General features: G+C 39.9%; 16 protein-coding genes. 11 read left to right on the top strand and 5 right to left on the bottom strand.

Going from position 1 to position 15,959, the window contains the following annotated elements:
• The first annotated feature begins 216 nt into the window (after window positions 1-216).
• Window positions 217-1,368, top strand: a complete 1,152-nt coding sequence (locus tag EA365_05055; protein TVQ46654.1) for a serpin family protein — start codon at window positions 217-219, stop codon at window positions 1,366-1,368.
• A gap of 27 nt (window positions 1,369-1,395) precedes the next feature.
• Here the strand turns inward: EA365_05055 and EA365_05050 are convergent, their stop codons facing one another.
• On the bottom strand, window positions 1,396-1,692 hold the full coding sequence (locus EA365_05050; GenBank protein TVQ46653.1) for a hypothetical protein: 297 nt from the start codon (window positions 1,690-1,692) through the stop codon (window positions 1,396-1,398).
• Window positions 1,693-1,731: 39 nt separating this feature from the next.
• Here EA365_05050 and EA365_05045 point away from each other — a divergent pair, with 39 nt between their 5' ends.
• The 8 genes from EA365_05045 to EA365_05010 all read left to right on the top strand — a co-directional run bounded on the left by EA365_05045 (window position 1,732) and on the right by EA365_05010 (window position 9,598).
• The gene (locus EA365_05045) at window positions 1,732-2,958 is read left to right on the top strand and encodes a serpin family protein (GenBank protein TVQ46670.1); all 1,227 of its coding nucleotides are present in this window, start codon (window positions 1,732-1,734) and stop codon (window positions 2,956-2,958) included.
• Between the two features lie 15 nt (window positions 2,959-2,973).
• Complete coding sequence (locus tag EA365_05040; protein ID TVQ46652.1) at window positions 2,974-3,573, top strand: DUF1517 domain-containing protein; 600 nt, start codon at window positions 2,974-2,976, stop codon at window positions 3,571-3,573.
• A gap of 4 nt (window positions 3,574-3,577) precedes the next feature.
• A complete protein-coding gene (locus EA365_05035) occupies window positions 3,578-4,429 on the top strand; it encodes a hypothetical protein (protein ID TVQ46651.1) in 852 nt (283 codons plus the stop codon).
• 83 nt (window positions 4,430-4,512) lie between these two features.
• Window positions 4,513-5,748 (top strand): tryptophan synthase subunit beta, encoded by a 1,236-nt coding sequence (gene trpB / locus EA365_05030; protein TVQ46650.1) that lies wholly within the window; start codon window positions 4,513-4,515, stop codon window positions 5,746-5,748.
• Window positions 5,749-5,762: 14 nt separating this feature from the next.
• On the top strand, window positions 5,763-6,206 hold the full coding sequence (locus EA365_05025; protein ID TVQ46649.1) for a CAP domain-containing protein: 444 nt from the start codon (window positions 5,763-5,765) through the stop codon (window positions 6,204-6,206).
• A 3-nt stretch (window positions 6,207-6,209) separates the two neighbouring features.
• A complete protein-coding gene (locus EA365_05020) occupies window positions 6,210-6,839 on the top strand; it encodes a ribonuclease D (protein TVQ46648.1) in 630 nt (209 codons plus the stop codon).
• A gap of 260 nt (window positions 6,840-7,099) precedes the next feature.
• Complete coding sequence (locus EA365_05015) at window positions 7,100-8,251, top strand: NAD-dependent epimerase/dehydratase family protein (GenBank protein ID TVQ46647.1); 1,152 nt, start codon at window positions 7,100-7,102, stop codon at window positions 8,249-8,251.
• A 213-nt stretch (window positions 8,252-8,464) separates the two neighbouring features.
• A complete protein-coding gene (locus tag EA365_05010) occupies window positions 8,465-9,598 on the top strand; it encodes a glycosyltransferase family 1 protein (protein TVQ46646.1) in 1,134 nt (377 codons plus the stop codon).
• Here the strand turns inward: EA365_05010 and EA365_05005 are convergent, their stop codons facing one another.
• Both EA365_05005 and EA365_05000 read right to left on the bottom strand, forming a co-directional pair.
• Entirely contained in the window at window positions 9,599-10,852 is a 1,254-nt protein-coding gene (locus EA365_05005) for a LysM peptidoglycan-binding domain-containing protein (GenBank protein ID TVQ46645.1), read from the bottom strand.
• Window positions 10,853-10,922: 70 nt separating this feature from the next.
• Window positions 10,923-11,495, bottom strand: coding sequence for a leucyl/phenylalanyl-tRNA--protein transferase (locus tag EA365_05000; GenBank protein ID TVQ46644.1), 573 nt, complete (start codon window positions 11,493-11,495; stop codon window positions 10,923-10,925).
• Window positions 11,496-11,572: 77 nt separating this feature from the next.
• Between EA365_05000 and EA365_04995 the strand changes: the two genes are divergently transcribed.
• Window positions 11,573-13,768 carry a phosphoketolase gene (locus tag EA365_04995; protein TVQ46643.1) on the top strand — a complete coding sequence of 732 codons (2,196 nt, stop codon included), beginning with the start codon at window positions 11,573-11,575 and terminating at the stop codon, window positions 13,766-13,768.
• Between the two features lie 35 nt (window positions 13,769-13,803).
• Here EA365_04995 and EA365_04990 read toward each other — a convergent pair whose 3' ends face one another.
• Window positions 13,804-14,592: a DUF2993 domain-containing protein gene (locus EA365_04990; protein TVQ46642.1), complete on the bottom strand. Its 789-nt coding sequence runs from the start codon at window positions 14,590-14,592 to the stop codon at window positions 13,804-13,806.
• 55 nt (window positions 14,593-14,647) lie between these two features.
• Window positions 14,648-15,532 (bottom strand): alpha/beta fold hydrolase, encoded by an 885-nt coding sequence (locus EA365_04985; GenBank protein TVQ46641.1) that lies wholly within the window; start codon window positions 15,530-15,532, stop codon window positions 14,648-14,650.
• Window positions 15,533-15,651: 119 nt separating this feature from the next.
• On the opposite strand from EA365_04985, the gene clpS reads away from it, so the two are divergent.
• Window positions 15,652-15,939 carry an ATP-dependent Clp protease adapter ClpS gene (clpS, locus tag EA365_04980; GenBank protein ID TVQ46640.1) on the top strand — a complete coding sequence of 96 codons (288 nt, stop codon included), beginning with the start codon at window positions 15,652-15,654 and terminating at the stop codon, window positions 15,937-15,939.
• Window positions 15,940-15,959 lie beyond the last annotated feature (20 nt).

Below are 15,959 nucleotides of genomic sequence, written 5' to 3'. Positions count from 1 at the left end.
AAGGTTTAAAGGGAATCGGATTGCTCAAATCTAAATCTAGAGTTAGTAAACATCTTTTATAAGTAATCTCTGTTACCTAGGATTAATTAGGCGATCGCCAAGAAATAATTAACCTGTAGAACTTACTTTAATTATCTTTACGTATAATCGTTTCTAAGTAATGTATATTAATAGTAATTTGCCTAATTAAGAATAACCAGACAACCACAACCAACTATGTCAGAAACAGAAAATATGACTGCAACTCAAGAGATAGTCAAAGCAAATAACAGCTTTGGATTTGATGTATTCTCTTTACTCTGGAAATATAACCAACAGGAGAATATTTTTATCTCCCCTTCTAGTATGAGTTTCGCTCTCTCAATGCTCTATAATGGTGCTACAGGAGAAACCGCTAGAGAGATGAGAGAGGTTTTACATACTAAGGATTTAGACTTAGAGATGATCAATCGCCAAAATCAAACAATCAGGGATATTCTAACAGATATTGATCCTCAAGTGCAACTAGCGATCGCCAATTCTTTATGGTTAAAAAAAGATTTCAGTTTTCAAGCAGAATTTTTAAGTAATAATCAAACCTTTTATAACGCTCAAATCAGCGAATTAGACTTTAGTAGTCCAGAAGCAGTAGTAACCATTAACAATTGGGTGAATGAGAATACCGCGGGTAAAATTACAAAAATCATTGATGAGATTGACGAAGCAATCGATAGGTTATGTCTGATTAATGCGGTTTATTTTAAAGGAGATTGGACTTATCAATTTAATCCCCAAAAAACAACCGAGAGAGCATTTTACCTTACAAATGGTCAAGAAGTAAGCGTAGAAATGATGTCTCAAAAAAGTCGATTTTATTACTTAGAAACAGAAGATTTTCAAGCAGTCAGTCTCCCTTATGGAGCAACAGAAAATCTGAATATGTATATCTTTCTTCCTTCTGAAGAAAGCAATTTAGGTGAATTCATCGGCTTGTTAAATCTCGAAAACTGGCAACAATGGCTATCCCAAATGCGACCAATAAAAGTAAATCTATATTTACCCAAATTTACAATAGAATATAACAGGGACATGGAAAATATACTCATAGAATTAGGGATGCAACGCGCATTTTTAGAAATACAAGCTGAGTTTGACGCTATGACGAAAGAAGAAGTCTATGTCAACAAAGTTAAACACAAAACCTTTATCGAAGTCAACGAAGAAGGAACAAAAGCAGCTGCAGTTACTGCAATAATAGTGAGTACAGGTTTTACAGAATCTCCCACAATGACGATGAAAGTAAACCGACCCTTTTTCTACGTCATTGGGGAACGTCAGACAGGTACAATAATATTTATGGGTGCAATGCTGAACCCAACAATAGAGTAATTGAAGCGTTGATGAAAGTCGAGATCTTCAGTTGGTTTTAATCTGCTTTTGACCATAATCACGCCAAATTTCCCTGAGTCCTAATGTCCCCGTAAAAAAGGTATATATGGCTAATTTTAAAGGGTTATCAGCTTTATTATAAGTATAAATAAAAGCGATAATAGCTTCAATAAAATGACTTACTAAAGCAATAATAGCTAGCAAAGTTATCACTTTAAAGAAGTAGTAATTATTCAGACTATTATTAACAAAAGAAGTGATGATGATAGCCACAGAAACTAGCATACTAAGAGTAGCGATAATTTTGAGAATTTTCCAGAACATAAATAAGTTAAAATGAAAGAATCTTTTCAAGATATAGCTATGATTAAAAAGACTAAGCCACTAATCATTTTTCTACTATCTCTATTGTTAACTATAGTAGGGATAACCGTACAACCACAACCAACTATGTCAGAAACAGAAAATATGACTGCAACTCAAGAGATAGTCAAAGCAAATAACAGCTTTGGATTTGATGTATTCTCTTTACTCTGGAAATATAACCAACAGGAGAATATTTTTATCTCCCCTTCTAGTATGAGTTTCGCTCTCTCAATGCTCTATAATGGTGCTACAGGAGAAACCGCTAGAGAGATGAGAGAGGTTTTACATACTAGAGATTTGGATCTAGAGACAATCAATAGCCAAAATCAAACAATCAGAGAGATTCTAACAAATATTGATCCTCAAGTGCAACTAGCGATCGCCAATTCTTTATGGTTAAAAGAAGGTTTCAGTTTTCAAGCAGAATTTTTAAACAATAATCAAACCTTTTATAACGCTGAAATTAGCGAATTAGACTTTAGTAGTCAAGAAGCGGTGGTAACCATTAATAATTGGGTGAATGAAAATACAGCGGGTAAAATCAGCGAAATTATTGATAGTATTGACCCTCAAGAGATATTATTTCTGATTAATGCGGTTTATTTCAAAGGAGATTGGACTTATCAATTTAATCCCGAAAATACTAGTCAGAGAGAATTTTACCTCACAGATGCTCAAGAAGTAAGTGTAGAAATGATGTCCCAAATGAGTGATTTTGCTTACTTACAAAACGAATATTTTCAAGCAATTAGTCTCCCCTATGGAGAAACAGAAAATCTGAATATGTATATCTTTCTACCTGTTGAAGGAAGCAATTTAGATGAATTTATTAGCTTATTAAATCTTGAAAATTGGCAACAATGGTTAGCCCAAATGAGACCAATAGAAATAAGTATAAGTTTACCCAAATTTAAAAGAGAATATGAACAAGAAATGGGAGATATACTCAGAGAATTAGGGATGCAACGCGCATTTTCCGCAGAACAAGCCGACTTTGACGCTATGACGACACAACCAGTCCACGTGAGTAACGTTAAACACAAAACCTTTATCGAAGTTAACGAAGAAGGAACAGAAGCAGCAGCGGTAACTTCAATAGGAGTACGTGCCACTTCAGTAGGACCGATAATGGAGGTAAACCGCCCCTTTTTCTACGCCATTGGGGAACGTCAAACAGGTACAATACTCTTTATGGGTACAATGCTGAACCCAACAGTAGAGTAATTGAAGGTAAAAAAGATGGGTTTATTAGGCGATCGCTTTAACAGACTAACCGGAAAAACTCGTTATATGGTGTGTCGCATCTTTCTCCACCTCAGAGGTCAAGAAGTAGCTCCTATACTAGGTGTATTAAATCAGGCTTCACGCTCAGCTATAGCAGCAGAGGGAGATTTAGCAGTATTAGGAGAATGTCTAGTGGAAATTTGCGAAAACTTGTTACAACAAAAGTTATATTGGCAATCAGCAGCCAATGAAGGGGATGTCTTCTGGAATGAAGGAGAAGCCGGAGAATACATCAACGAACTATTTACAGATTCTTCACAGCGTTACTTAGCGGACGCAGATTTTGGAGGAGTAGAGGAAAACGAACTTCTCACACTTCCTGTAACCGAGAATTTAATTGTTATGATCGCAGTAGCGGTAGAAGGAGAAGTAGCGGAACTAGAAACAGACTTAGCGAGTATCTCCGCGATGGAAGACGGGTTAAAAACCTTAATTAACCTCAACTATCAAAACAGATATCGCGCGATTCAAGTTCACTTCTCACCAGCTAAACTAGGAGATGAGTTGACTAGTGAGCAACTAATCTTAAACTTTCCCGAATTAATTCCCTTATAAAATTATGTTTCGTAAAATCATCACCCTATTACTATGCTTAAGTCTAAGCTTGACGACGATCGCCTGTAGTTCAGGACCATCGAATCAAGTACAACAAACTAGTAGTAACAAACCAGCAGTACTCAATAATCAACTCGAAGACGGAAAATACCCCGTTCAACAAGCGAGTTATGACGACGTCGATGGTATTTATACCCTGATGTTGTTAAACACTCCAGCAGGAAAACCCCCTATTTATCAGACAGCTAACTTACAAATGGCGCGTTTAAGCGAAGAAGCGATCGCCAATGGGGAAAAAACCTATCTAGAGATGAATAACAACCAACCAGTGATGTACCTAACGGAAGATTTCAAGATAGAATACTATCACAACGTCGCCGAAACTCAAACCAATCCTCAAACAGGACAACAAGAAACGGTGATAGTACGTCGAGAGTCTAATTTCTGGTCACCCTTTGCAGGTGCATTAGCAGGTCAAGTCGTGGGTAATCTCTTATTTGCACCCCGTTACTACGTTCCACCTGTTTATACACCAGGAAGACCTTTAACAGGTTATGGTGGTGTAGGTACAAGCTTTGATGGAGCAGTCCAGAATTATCAGAGTAATCACAATAGTCCTCCACCAGTAGTCAAGAATCGTCAAGTCTTAAGAACTTCAGGAACAGCCAAACGTACCCCAACTACAACCACAACTAGAACCAATAGCGGAACTAAATCTAGTGGTAGTGGTTTTGGCTCTAGTGATCTTAACACACCTAGAAAAACCAATACCCCAACTAGCACTACTCGTCCCAGAAGTGGTAGTTTTGGTAGTAGTGGTACTAGAAGAGCACCAGTCAGAAGCAGAAGACGTTAATCTTTAAAGTCGCGGAGTGATTTACACCCTCGCGACTAAATCATTTAAAATAATCTAAATAAAATCATCAGACTAAAAGAACCGTGACCCTGACACCAATTTCCCCCACAACTAGCCAAGTTCCCGACGAACTAGGACGCTTTGGACCATACGGCGGTAAATACGTACCTGAAACCCTGATACCAGCTTTAGCAGAGTTAGAAACAGCGCTAAAAACTTATCAACATGACCCCGAATTTCAACACGAATTATGCGAGTTACTAACTGATTACGTAGGGAGACCAAGTCCTCTCTATTTTGCCGAGCGTCTCTCCACCCATTATCAACGTCCCGACGGCTCAGGAGCATTAATCTACCTCAAAAGAGAAGACTTAAATCACACAGGTGCTCATAAAATTAACAACGCTTTAGCTCAAGTCCTCCTGGCTAAACGCATGGGTAAAACACGCATCATCGCTGAAACAGGAGCAGGACAACATGGGGTAGCTACAGCTACAGTCTGTGCTCGTTTTGGGCTAGAGTGCGTCATTTATATGGGTGTTCACGATATGGAACGCCAAAAACTCAACGTCTTTCGGATGAAATTACTCGGCGCAACGGTAGAGCCAGTAGCCGCGGGAACAGGTACTCTCAAAGACGCTACCTCCCAAGCTATTCGCGATTGGGTAACCAATGTAGAACATACCCACTATATCCTTGGCTCAGTAGCAGGACCTCACCCCTATCCCATGATGGTTAGAGATTTTCACGCCATTATTGGTCAAGAAACCCGCAGACAATGTCAAGAAAAATGGGGGGGGTTACCAGATATTCTCCTGGCTTGTATCGGTGGTGGTTCAAACGCTATGGGGTTATTCTCTGAGTTCGTTAATGAATCAACGGTACGCTTAATCGGTGTAGAAGCAGCAGGAGAAGGTGTGGCTTCAGGCAAACACGCAGCTACCCTCACCGCAGGAACTCCAGGAGTTTTACACGGTGCGATGAGTTATCTATTACAAGATAAACAAGGTCAAGTCATAGAGCCTCATTCTATCAGTGCAGGCTTAGATTATCCCGGTGTAGGTCCAGAACATAGTTATCTCAAAGATAGTCACAGAGCAGAATATTACAGTGTGACTGACTCGGAAGCTGTAGCGGCTTTTCAACGGGTAGCTGAGTTAGAGGGAATTATTCCCGCTTTAGAAACCGCTCACGCTTTTGCTTATCTAGAGACTCTTTGTCCTCAATTGACTGGTAATCCCCGCATTATTATTAATTGCTCCGGTAGGGGTGATAAGGATGTACAAACCGTAGCTAAATACCTCGAGCAACAGTGTTAAGGTTTATCTTGCTGATGTTGCTGAGTTGTCAATTGGTTTTTTGGAGTAAACCTCTTTACTCTCAATCCTTTTCAGCTCTAGAATTGTCGGTACATGAACAAGTAAATCAATATCGCGCTTCTTTGGGGTTGAATTCCTTAGAATTAAATGAGGATATCTCTAATGCGGCGAGAGTTCATTCTCAAGACATGGCAGGGGGGATTGTACCTTTTAGTCATGATGGTTTTGAACAACGTGTGGAGGTCATCTCCTCTACTATTCCTTATCGTAGGGTTGCTGAAAATGTGGCTTATAATCAAGGTTATGATGATCCAGTTACCGTAGCTGTAGAGGGTTGGATTGATAGTCCCGGTCATCAGCAAAATATGGTGGGTGATTTTAATCTCACAGGTGTAGGAGTGGCTAAAGATGACGAAGATAAGTATTATTTTACTCAGATATTTATTTTGAAACCCTAAATTATGTCTCTAGCTAACTTGCAAGTTTGTGAACGGGATTTACCCCCCTCTATCCTCTCTTCCTACCTTAACTCCGAAGCGATCGCTATTGATACGGAAACCATGGGCTTAAATCTGGGGCGCGATCGCCTCTGTTTGGTACAATTGTGCGATTCTACTGGTAATGTTACCGCTATTCCCATCGCTATCGGTCAACAAGAAGCACCCAATTTAAAACAATTACTCGAAGCTGAACATATCCTCAAAATCTTTCATTACGCTCGTTTTGACGTAGCTCAATTACGTTATCGTTTAGGTATTGAAACTCAACCTATTTTCTGTACTAAAATTGCTAGTAAACTCGCTCGTACCTACACTTCTAGTCATGGTTTAAAAAGTCTCGTACAAGAATTAGAAGGAGTGGAGTTAGATAAATCTTTGGGAAGTTCCGATTGGGGTAACCCTGATAATCTCTCCCCTGAACAATTACAATACGCAGGTAACGATGTACTCTATTTACATAGTCTTTCCCGTAAATTAACCGCCATGCTTAAACGAGAGGGACGTTGGGAATTAGCACAACAATGCTTTGGGTGTATCCCTGTATTTGTTTCTTTAGATTTAAGGCAGTATAAAGATATCTTTGAACATTAATTTTTATTTAGAAGCTATTTGTGATTTCGGCAAAAGATGAGGATTAAGAAGTAATATGTCAAAAAATGTTCATTCTCTTTCGATTATCGTACATTATTAAACCTCTTGCCAAAATTAAAATTAAAAACTATTAGAGTTTATGTAGTATAGTATAAATTTAGGGAGATGGGGCAAAAACTAACTAAGATATGTGCTCAATAGGGTACCATTAACTGATACATTTACCAAATATTGGTAAATCAAGGTTAATAGACAAGAAAATGAAAGTACTAGTTATTGGTGGTGATGGTTATTGCGGTTGGGCAACCGCGCTACACCTGTCTAACAAAGGATATGAAGTAGGGGTATTAGATAGTTTAGTACGACGTCATTGGGATAATCAACTCGGTGTAGATACGTTGACTCCTATCGCTCCTATTCACACTAGAATTAAAAGATGGCGTGATTTAACGGGTAAATCTATTGATTTGCTAGTTGGCGACATTACAGACTACGGTTTTTTAAGTAAAGCACTACATGAGTTTGAACCAGAAGCGATCGTCCATTTTGGGGAACAACGATCCGCACCTTATTCGATGATTGATCGTGAACACGCGGTTGTAACTCAAGTTAATAATGTTGTTGGTACTCTCAATCTCCTCTACGCGATGAAGTCTGATTTTCCCGATTGTCACCTAGTTAAATTAGGAACAATGGGAGAATACGGGACACCCAATATTGATATCGAGGAAGGATATATCACGATTGAACACAATGGACGTAAAGATACTTTACCCTATCCTAAACAACCAGGTAGTTTTTATCATTTAAGTAAAGTCCACGATAGTCATAATATCCATTTTGCTTGTAAAATTTGGGGTTTAAGAGCTACAGATTTAAACCAAGGGGTAGTCTATGGAGTACTTACCGAAGAAACGGGAATGGATGAATTGCTACTCAACCGGTTAGACTATGATGGTGTCTTTGGTACTGCTTTAAACCGTTTTTGTATCCAAGCGGCGATTGGTCATCCTCTGACAGTATATGGTACAGGTGGACAAACCAGAGCGTTTTTGGATATTCGTGATACCGTACGTTGCGTAGAATTGGCGATCGCTAATCCTGCTGATGTTGGACAATTTCGCGTGTTTAACCAATTTACCGAAGCATTCAGCGTAGGTGATTTAGCCTTAATGGTGCAAAAAGCTGGTTCAGCAATGGGGTTAAAAGTAGAAATCAATAATCTAGACAATCCCCGTGTAGAATTAGAAGAACATTATTTCAACCCCAAAAACACCAAGTTATTAGACTTAGGTTTACAACCCCATTATCTCTCTGATTCCTTACTTGATTCTTTACTCAATTTTGCGGTTAAATACAAGGATCGGGTTGATTTAGAACAAATCCTACCAAAAGTTAGTTGGAGAAGATAATTAACCCCAGGGTTAGGGTTTTCCCTACCCCTCCCTGACAAAGGTAGGTTTTTGACAATCACCTTGTAGTAAAAATAAGACAAATGATAGAAAACAGGCTTTTTGACTTGTAGTATTTAGCTCATCCTCTATTGTTCCTTCCTTCAACAGTCTCGTCTTCACCGAAATGTTAAAAACCTAGCCCTACTTTTTACGATAATTTGTGAATTGCTTATGAAAATCGCCTTATTTACAGAAACCTTTTTACCCAAAGTCGATGGTATAGTTACCAGATTGCGTCATACAGTAGAACACCTGCAAAGACAGGGACACCAAGTTTTACTATTCTCTCCCGAAGGAGGTATCACCGAGTATAAAGGAGCAAAAATTCAGGGAGTTCCCGGAATTCCTTTACCATTGTATCCTGAGTTAAAATTAGCCTTACCACGACCTGCTATTGGTACTGCTTTAGCTGAATTTCAACCAGATTTAATTCACGTAGTTAACCCCGCGGTGTTGGGTTTAGCAGGGTTATACTATGGCAAAACTCTGAATATTCCTTTAGTAGCTTCATATCATACTCATTTACCACAATATTTACAGCACTATGGTTTAGGTGCTCTAGAAGGTTTATTATGGGAATTACTCAAAGCAGGACATAATCAAGCCAGTCTCAATCTCTGTACCTCTAGCGCAATGGTGGAGGAATTAACCAAACACGGTATCGAAAGAGTAGATCTCTGGCAAAAAGGGGTAGATACAGAAATGTTTCAACCACATTTAGCTTCTACCTCCATGCGCGATCGCCTCTCCCAAGGATACCCGGAAGCACCCTTATTACTCTACGTGGGGAGAGTATCCGCAGAAAAAGAAATAGAACAGATTAAACCCGTCTTAGCAGCTATCCCTGGTGCGCGTTTAGCGATTGTAGGTGATGGACCAAACCGAGAAGCTTTAACCGCACATTTTGCTGATACTCCTACTCACTTTGTGGGATATCTCCAGGGGTTAGAATTAGCTTCGGCTTACGCTAGCGCTGATGCTTTTGTTTTCCCTTCTCGCACTGAAACCCTAGGACTAGTGTTATTAGAGGCGATGGCGGCAGGATGTCCTGTAGTAGCTGCTCGTTCTGGAGGGATACCCGATATCGTTACCGATGGGGTAAACGGTTACATGTTTGACCCGAATGACCCAGATGGGGCGATCGCCGCTACCCAGAAATTACTATCTACAGAGACAGAAAGAGAACAAATGCGCGCTCGCGCTCGCGCTGAAGCCCAGCGCTGGAGTTGGTCTGCTGCTACTCGTCAGTTAGTCAATTACTATCAAGATGTCCTCAATAATAATTCTTTTTCTGCTGCTGCTTAGTTATCGTGAAGGTAAATGAGCTAGAGGGTTAACAGGTCCTTGTTGATAGGGATGGATCTCAAAATGTAAATGAGGACCTGTGCTATAGCCAGTGCTACCCATCTCAGCGATTTGTTGACCCTGTTCTACGGTTTGACCTCGACGCACTAAAAGGCGATTATTATGAGCGTAAAGGGTAACGCTGCCGTTATAATGACGAATTTTAACTAAATTACCATAACCATAAGCGTGCCAACCTGCATAGATAACCTCTCCTGAAGCTGCAGCGTGAATAGGTGTACCAATTGGTCCGGCGATATCTATCCCTTGGTGCATTCTTCCCCAGCGCCAACCAAAACCTGAAGTAAATACTCCCTTGGCCGGCCAAATATAACCATCGAATACTTCTAGATTGGGGGGTGTTTCTGGTAAGTATTCTTCGGGAGCAAGTAAGGGAGGTAATTCGGGTATATTGGGTTGACGGGCGACTATTTCCGTTTCTGTTGTTCCTACATCAGAAGGTTGTACACTAGCAATTATCGAGGGTTGTTCTGGTTGTTCACTTTCGTACTGTTTGCGCAGTCTGACTACGTCTTCTCTAAATTTGGCTAAAATTGGTGATATTGGTTCTGCTGTTTTGGTTTCGGTTTTAGTAACACTTACTAACTGTACAGGGGTATTTTCTGGTCTTTGATGTTCTTGTCGTAATCTGATAACCTCCGCTCTTAATCTGGTGAGATGAGGATCTTGAGTTGGGGGTGTAGCTACTTCCGCTGTTGGTTTAGGTGCTTTAGGAATAACTAAACGTTGATTGACTTCGATCAGTTCAGGATTAGAAATTTGATTAATACTAGCTAATTCTTGGGGAGAGACTCGATAACTCGCGGCTATTTCATTGATTGTATCTCCAAATTTAACTATATGTACTGTTTCTTCTGGTAAGTTACTATTTAAATCTATGGTTTTAGGAGGTTTATTGACTTTAACAGTCGTTAAAGAGGTAGTTGTTTGTTTATCTTTTTTGATGAGGTTAAGTGCTTGATTACTAGTATGTCTGGGGTTGACGGGACTAGATTTAAGCTGTTTATCTAAATTAAATCCTTGTGCTTGAACTGGATTTGCTAAAGAGTTGGCTACTACTTGCTCAGGTAATAACGCTGTAGTTGCTCCCATGGAAAGAGCTAAACAAACCATAGCCTTTGAATTACGCGATCCAGTTTGATTTTCTGATACTTGTTTCTGCGATTGTGGCTCTATTCTACGATTATCTCTCATGGCAAACCTCAACTTTTGTATTAATTTAGACAATCAATCCGTGGGATTATTTTTTATAAGGATTTTAACACTAGTCAACAAAATTACAATTAATCTTTAGGGCTTGTTGTAGTAAAGACTGATATTGGCGATCGCCGATCAGATAACTGCCAAACCTTTCGAGATGGGGGTTTTGCATTTGTACATCAAAGAGAAGATAACCGCGTTGGCGCAAATATTCTACCAATTTTACTAAAGCTACCTTAGATCCTTCTGGTATTTGATAAAACATTGATTCACCGATAAAAACACCCCGAATCGCAATACCTAAAACTCCACCTGCTAATTGATCTTGTTCCCAGGTTTCAAAACTATAAGCCCATCCTGCTTGATATAATTGGTAATAAATCTTGATTAATTCTGGAGAAATCCAGGTACTTTCTCGATTAGCACAACCTTCACAAACAGCTAAAAAATCTTGATTAATCCTGACTTGAAACCGTTGTTGATTGATAGCGCGACGTAGAGATTTAGGATAAGTAAACCGAGAATCAAGAGGCATTACAGTACGTCGATTAGTAGAATACCAGCCTAATCTGTCATCATCATCAGCCATTAAAAAATAACCGCAACTATAATTTTGAATAATAGTACTTATATCCATAAATAAAGAGTAAAGTGTATCCTTTTTGCTAAAATTAAGGTTATCTTCAAAATTAACCATATAACGGATCAAGCCATATGACTGTAGCTAGCACAATTCCCGCTTTTTGTCAAGGAATACAATATTTCGGTGAAGCAGGAGCAGAATACCAGAAATACGGCAAAGAAGCGGCGATCAAATTAACAGAGGTGAAAATTGCCTCGCCACAGGAGCAACAAGCTGTCTTTCAAACTTTACTAGCTGCCGATGCACTACGCTATTTAACACTGCAAATAACCGCGAGTAAAGCATCAGGACACCCTGGGGGATTTGCTAGCATCACAGAGGCGATCGCCTCTTTAATTATGTTAGGGCATAAAAATATCCTTACAGAAGTAGGACATCACGCCCCTGGTTTTTATAGTACAATGTTTTTAGATCGTTCTTTGGAGAAAATGGGTATTACAACCGTTAGCCAACTCAGAGAACGTTTTCGGGAAATGCACGGTTTACTAGGACATCTTTCCGGACAGATTCCTGGTTTACTCAACCCAGCAGGACCATTAGGACAAGGGCAACATTTCGCTATGGCAGGAGCTAAACTACATCCTGAAATACTATTCCCTGTAACCATTGGGGATGGAGGACTAGGAGAACCATACATTATGAGTAGTTTTGGTCACTTTCATACCGCCTATCCCCAAGTAACTAATTTCTTACCGATTTTAGTCTGGAATGGTTATAGTCAAGAACATCATAGCATGGTTTCCACTAAAACCAACGCCGAAATGATCGAGTATTGGCGTGGTAATGGTTTTGAAGAGATTATCTTAGTTAACGCTAAAGACTATGACGATACTCAACAACCAGGAGAGTATGTAGATAGTACAGAATTTTCTTTCTCAGCTCGTTTACAATTTACCCAAGCAGTCTTAGAAGCCACTGCTAAAGCAGCAGAATCAGCTTTAAGTGGAAAACTAACAGTACTCATTGTCAAACAACTCAAAGGCGCAGGAGTCCACGCTCGTGGCGCTAAATCCCATAATCTCTACCCTCATCATACCCTAGACAACGCTGAGATTGTGGCAGCCTTAAAAGAGCGAGCTTTACCCGTAGAAGCTTGGCAATTAGTGAGAACTAACTTTGAACGTTCAGGGGGAGGACCTGCAGCGAGTCATGTAGTTACTGAAGCAGAATTACCCTTACCAGAATTAGGAGAACTACCCTTAGTAGAATTCCCCATCGCAGCAGAAAAGAAAGTAGCTACCACCGCTATGGGAGAATTAGTGGCTCACGTTGGTAAACAAGACCCCAACTTTGTTGTCACTAACGCAGATGGTAACGCAGCTTCAGGGATTAACAATATCAATGTCGCCCTTAAAATCGTCCATCCCACGGTAGATGAAGATTATTTTCAAGGTCCTCAAGGTCAAGTGTATGAGCCTCTCAGCGAGGATGCTTGTGCAGGATTAGCAGCAGCTTTAGCTTTATTTGGCTCTCGTAGCTTATGGTGTTCCTATGAATCTTTTGCCATTAATGGGCTACCTATTTGGCAAACCGTCACTCAAGCTATGACTGAATTAAGAAGAACTACGCCAGCCACGGTTACTCTGTTTACAGCAGGAGCTTTAGAACAAGGTCGCAACGGTTGGACTCATCAACGTCCTGAGATTGAGAACTATTTTGCAGCGATGATGCGCAATGGCAATGTCTTCCCCTTATTTCCTTGTGATGCTAATAGTATTCAAGTTTGCTATCAATGGGCTTTAACTCAGAAAAATAAAGGTATTACCATCACCGCTAGTAAATCTCCTCTACCCATATTATCTACTTTTGCTCAAACCGAACAAGCTTTAGAAGAAGGTGGTTTTATTCTGCAAGAAACCGAAGGTAAACAAAAAGTTGTATTTGCGGTCATCGGGGATATGACTTTGACTCCTGTATTAGCAGCAGCAGAGCTTCTGCAAAATCAGGGTATTGGTGTACGTATCCTCTCGGTGATTAGTCCTCGTCGTTTTTATCGTCCTAGTGATGTAGATTGGGAACATAGTACTCAAGGTGATGGTCAGTTTTTAGACGATGCAGCCTTTACTAACTTATGCGGTGGAGACGCTCTGATTGGGGTTACAGGTGGTAGTAGCGCGATGCTAGAACCAATTATGCTGCGTAGTCAAGCACCTCGTGATGTTTTCGCCTGGAAACGTGGTGAGACAACCGCTAGCGCTGGTCAATTGATGGCTTATAATGGTTTAACCGCAGAAAATTTAGCTAAACGAGCTTTAGAATTGCTTTAAGAGAGTGGGGACGCTTGAGTAAAGCGCCCTACTTGTTAGCCAATACGGGGGAAATATTCTATTTCAGCGTAACCACTAAATAACAGATATTTTCCTTCGGTTTCCAGACGATTAAGACGCATTTTGACACCGTCTAGGTCAAAACGGTCTAAATCTACCATTTCGTTTAAAACTTCACCAAGACTATAGGTAAGAGTTTCTGAGATTGATTGTAACTCAGGTTCAATCCCAACGGGTTCAAAGCGAACATTATTAAACTGGAGACGTCGTCGTTTCAGGATAGCTAGAGTACAACTGAAACTAAGAGGAATTAATCCTTGGGGTAAATTAGCTTTAGCAAAAACTTTGAGTTGATTTTCGGGTAATAACTCTAATTGAACATCCGTAAAAGAAATGGGTTTACCCTCTGAGAGATTATCTAAAGCGGGTATAGACAGATTTTCTAGTCTTTTTCTGACTAATTGCGCTTCGAAAGCTTTATTAATATCTGTTTCGGACAACTTCACCAAGGCGATCGCTTGAGTAGGTTGTTTCAGAGCAATTTTACCCTGGAGTACCGAACTAAAGTCAAGAGATACCGCGTCAGTCTCAAAAGACATTTCTTCGGTACGAAAATCCCGTCTAATGACTAAACCGCTACCACTCATTTTAAAGCTGTCAATACTTCCCTGTAGTAATTTGCTAGAGGGTTGACAGCACACCTGAACATTTACTGCTTCACTTCGAGTAAACAGGTGGCGAATGGTATTTGTAGCAACCGTATTGAGGAGGTTTTCTCCCCAATCTGCACCTTTTTGATGATTAGAACCAATGCCACCAAACATATTTATATACATCGATTGAGCAACGTTTTTTTCTTTGTAACAAAATATTAACAAATTAGCCTAGGGAAATGACCCAAGAACGCATAATTTGGTTAATCTCTTGATGTATTTCATCGTGGGGACAATGACCAGCTTCTAGGTAATATTCCGTTAAATCAGGGTAATATTGGCGGAATTTCGCACCACGACTGCGAGAGTCCATCCAAGGGTCTTTTTCTCCCCATAACATTAACAGGGGGCTGTTCATTTGTTGTAAAAGTACGTCGTTTTTTTCTCCTTGAGGATTTTTGAACACAGCAGCGAATACCTCAGCTGCACCGCGATCGCAAGAAGGACGATAAATAGCTTGTACCAATTCTTCGGTAACCGCTTCTTGATTCCAATAAACCTTTTTCAGAGTCTTACGAATCATATTAGGTTGTCTGAGGTATTGAAAGAGTAAATAACTTCCCCAAGGTTGTAACAAAATAGACCGAGTTAGTTGACCAAACCATGCTTTAATAGGGCTAGACTTACTTACTGCTTGAGTTTCGCTAAATGGTCCGGCGGTATTAATCAAGATTAAACCTTTGACTGCGTCATGATGCTGCGCGGCGACACAGAGAGAGGTATAACCTCCTAGGGAATTACCAGCTAAAACTACGGGTTGTTTAATTACTTCGCTGATAAAGTTATAGAGTTGATCTCGCCATAAATTAGCACTATAGGCGATCGCCGGTTTAGCCGATCTCCCAAAACCCAACAAATCAATTGCCCAAACTTGAAAATCTTTTTGTAACTCTTCTATATTATGACGCCAATGGTCTGTAGAAGCTCCAAAACCATGAACCAGTAACAGAGGAGGTTTTCCGTCTTTATGTTCACCTGCTTGCACATAATAGATAGAGTGTCCAAGCCATTGCCAATAATTACCCGACTGATTTAAAACAGCAGTTTGCATAGATTTGTTAAGTAAACTATTATATCCTTAATATAAGTTTACAATATTTACCTAAAAAAGGGTTCTTGCTCAAAACAGTATCAAACTATAAAATCAAGATAAACAGAAGGAGGCTAATTATGTCATTAGATACTATTGAGAAGCGTTCAACCTCAACCATCAAAAAACACGCTCCCCGTTATCGCGTTTTACTCCACAACGACGACTTTAACAGTATGGAGTACGTTGTGCAAACTCTGATGCAGACTGTCGCAGGTATGACTCAACCTCAAGCTGTCAATATCATGATGGAAGCTCACACCAACGGTACTGCATTAGTAATCACCTGTGAACTAGAACACGCTGAGTTTTACTCAGAAACTTTAATTAATCATGGTTTGACTAGTAGTATCGAACCTGCAGAATAATTAACTTGAAACCTGCATAT

This window comes from Gloeocapsa sp. DLM2.Bin57 (genome assembly GCA_007693955.1).
In the GTDB taxonomy this organism is placed as follows: domain Bacteria; phylum Cyanobacteriota; class Cyanobacteriia; order Cyanobacteriales; family Gloeocapsaceae; genus Gloeocapsa.
The sequence above is the reverse complement of the archived record's forward strand: the minus strand, read 5'-3'. Positions and strand labels throughout refer to the sequence as shown.

What these genes read in the sequence shown, in the direction of transcription:
- EA365_05055 (TVQ46654.1), top strand. Translation starts at nt 217, where the DNA reads ATGTCAGAAACAGAAAATATGACTGCAACTCAAGAGATAGTCAAAGCA.
- EA365_05050 (TVQ46653.1), bottom strand. Translation starts at nt 1,692, where the DNA reads ATGTTCTGGAAAATTCTCAAAATTATCGCTACTCTTAGTATGCTAGTT.
- EA365_05045 (TVQ46670.1), top strand. Translation starts at nt 1,732, where the DNA reads ATGATTAAAAAGACTAAGCCACTAATCATTTTTCTACTATCTCTATTG.
- EA365_05040 (TVQ46652.1), top strand. Translation starts at nt 2,974, where the DNA reads ATGGGTTTATTAGGCGATCGCTTTAACAGACTAACCGGAAAAACTCGT.
- EA365_05035 (TVQ46651.1), top strand. Translation starts at nt 3,578, where the DNA reads ATGTTTCGTAAAATCATCACCCTATTACTATGCTTAAGTCTAAGCTTG.
- EA365_05025 (TVQ46649.1), top strand. Translation starts at nt 5,763, where the DNA reads ATGTTGCTGAGTTGTCAATTGGTTTTTTGGAGTAAACCTCTTTACTCT.
- EA365_05020 (TVQ46648.1), top strand. Translation starts at nt 6,210, where the DNA reads ATGTCTCTAGCTAACTTGCAAGTTTGTGAACGGGATTTACCCCCCTCT.
- EA365_05015 (TVQ46647.1), top strand. Translation starts at nt 7,100, where the DNA reads ATGAAAGTACTAGTTATTGGTGGTGATGGTTATTGCGGTTGGGCAACC.
- EA365_05010 (TVQ46646.1), top strand. Translation starts at nt 8,465, where the DNA reads ATGAAAATCGCCTTATTTACAGAAACCTTTTTACCCAAAGTCGATGGT.
- EA365_05005 (TVQ46645.1), bottom strand. Translation starts at nt 10,852, where the DNA reads ATGAGAGATAATCGTAGAATAGAGCCACAATCGCAGAAACAAGTATCA.
- EA365_05000 (TVQ46644.1), bottom strand. Translation starts at nt 11,495, where the DNA reads ATGGATATAAGTACTATTATTCAAAATTATAGTTGCGGTTATTTTTTA.
- EA365_04995 (TVQ46643.1), top strand. Translation starts at nt 11,573, where the DNA reads ATGACTGTAGCTAGCACAATTCCCGCTTTTTGTCAAGGAATACAATAT.
- EA365_04990 (TVQ46642.1), bottom strand. Translation starts at nt 14,592, where the DNA reads ATGTTTGGTGGCATTGGTTCTAATCATCAAAAAGGTGCAGATTGGGGA.
- EA365_04985 (TVQ46641.1), bottom strand. Translation starts at nt 15,532, where the DNA reads ATGCAAACTGCTGTTTTAAATCAGTCGGGTAATTATTGGCAATGGCTT.
- clpS (TVQ46640.1), top strand. Translation starts at nt 15,652, where the DNA reads ATGTCATTAGATACTATTGAGAAGCGTTCAACCTCAACCATCAAAAAA.